2 protein-coding genes and 1 pseudogene are annotated in these 1,689 nt (G+C 33.3%); all 3 read right to left on the reverse strand.

Going from position 1 to position 1,689, the window contains the following annotated elements:
• Positions 1-400, reverse strand: a 400-nt coding sequence (locus tag WBN20_RS14840) for a hypothetical protein (RefSeq protein ID WP_424282244.1), incomplete at its 3' end; no start/stop codon positions are given.
• Positions 401-403: 3 nt separating this feature from the next.
• Positions 404-1,465: a DUF3419 family protein gene (locus tag WBN20_RS14845; protein WP_424282245.1), complete on the reverse strand. Its 1,062-nt coding sequence runs from the start codon at positions 1,463-1,465 to the stop codon at positions 404-406.
• Positions 1,462-1,689: pseudogene (locus WBN20_RS14850) on the reverse strand (hypothetical protein); the annotation flags it as partial. The pseudogene WBN20_RS14850 and the gene WBN20_RS14845, both read right to left, overlap by 4 nt.

Raw genomic sequence — 1,689 nt, forward strand, 5'->3', positions numbered from 1 at the left:
GCTTTCTTACTATGCTATTTATACTTTTATTATTAGATTTCGTAGTGATTATAGCATTCATTACATCTTGTTCGCTGTAGTAATCCATCATATAAGTGGTCATAGATTTAAAAATTCCCCGGTTACGGTGATCTTCTCTTACCTTGGCATCAAAGCCAATGAATACATCATGCTTTTTGTCATTAATAACCAAAAGTGTTTTTGCGCCCGACATAAAACCCACTACCTCGTCCTTAACCTTAGTCAAAATTGTGAAGTATTCTTTAAAAATCTCGGCTCTGGAATGGATGGTTGGCTTATGCATTCGCAGCTGAATCAAATTCCCCTGGACACTTTTATCATCCAGTAATTTGATATCATTGTGATACTCATTAGAATAAGGTAATATGATGGCTTCCATAAATTAAAAATTCATACTATATACTTTGTACATATTCGTTTTGTCAGATTGACTTATATCTTGGATTGTTAGATCAGTACTATTGCTAGGACTATTGTAAAAATCCCTATGTTTTAAAAATGAACGCCAGACAATATGGTTAGAAGTATCACCATTCTGCTTTGAAACCAATCCAAGAATCGTATTCATATACTTGGGTAGCTCAAAACTTAAAATATCTGAAGTCGAGATGAATGTCCTTTCAAATTCTTTTTCCTTTTGTAAATAAGTAAGTAAATCGGTTTGATGATATTCCATGGTAATTTTTTTCTGCTCTAGGCGCTTTTTAACCTTTGTCAAGAAAGCTTCAGACAAACTATTAGGCAAAGCCTCTTTAGGCATTTCTTGTAAATTTCCCTTAAAAAGTAGCTGAATAAAAAAGGAGTTTAACTGTTCGTTCTTATCAAAAGATTCTTGAAATGCCCTAATAATATAACTGAGTTCGGCGTCTTCATGTATAAATGCCGGATCTTTATTCCCCATGAGTACATAAGACATTTTATATGTAAATAGCTTTTTTAAGATCTTCCAAAGAGATTTCTCATAACCATTCCAATCAGCATAAGGATAATGCATCATAGAGTCTATTCTTGAGTAAAAAAGGAATCTCATTAATAAACTCACTCTATATAAGAATCTTTCAAAATGTCCACATAATAAGAGCTTTCCTTTAATAATTATACCAAGATTGGTCTTCCAATAAATTCCACAATTTTTAGAAAGTCTCTTGATCACTTTAGAGAATAAATCCTTACGATCTAGATCGTTTAAACTGGATTTATAGCCAATAAAAAACAAATATTCAGACACGGAAAACAGACCTAAAGCGGTAATCTTTAATTCTGTCAAATAAAGAGCTTCTATATTGGGATCAACTATAATAATGCTTTCTAAGCTTTCATGATCCATTAAAGCAATCACTCTTTCGCCGCTTCCAGCAACGGTTACCATATTGGAGAAGCTGGCAGTAGTCATCATAGTATGCTCTGGTATACTATCTTCATTAACATGGGAATAGAATATCATGCTTCTTTATATTTGTTAAATACAAAAGCAATCGCATCTGCAAGTTGTTCAATATCTTCTTTCTCATGATAAACCATAAGGCTTATCCTTAATCTTTCAGAACCCTTTTTAACTGCAGGGTATTCAACTGCATTTACGAAGAAGCCTAAATCAAATAAACCATTCGTAGCTCGCCTTATGGACACCCCAGATGGCACTTTAATAGCAATAATGGCAGAAGCTGG

The sequence above is a fragment of the Eudoraea sp. genome, from assembly GCF_049665975.1.
In the GTDB taxonomy this organism is placed as follows: domain Bacteria; phylum Bacteroidota; class Bacteroidia; order Flavobacteriales; family Flavobacteriaceae; genus Eudoraea.

What these genes read in the sequence shown, in the direction of transcription:
- WBN20_RS14845 (WP_424282245.1), bottom strand. Translation starts at nt 1,465, where the DNA reads ATGATATTCTATTCCCATGTTAATGAAGATAGTATACCAGAGCATACT.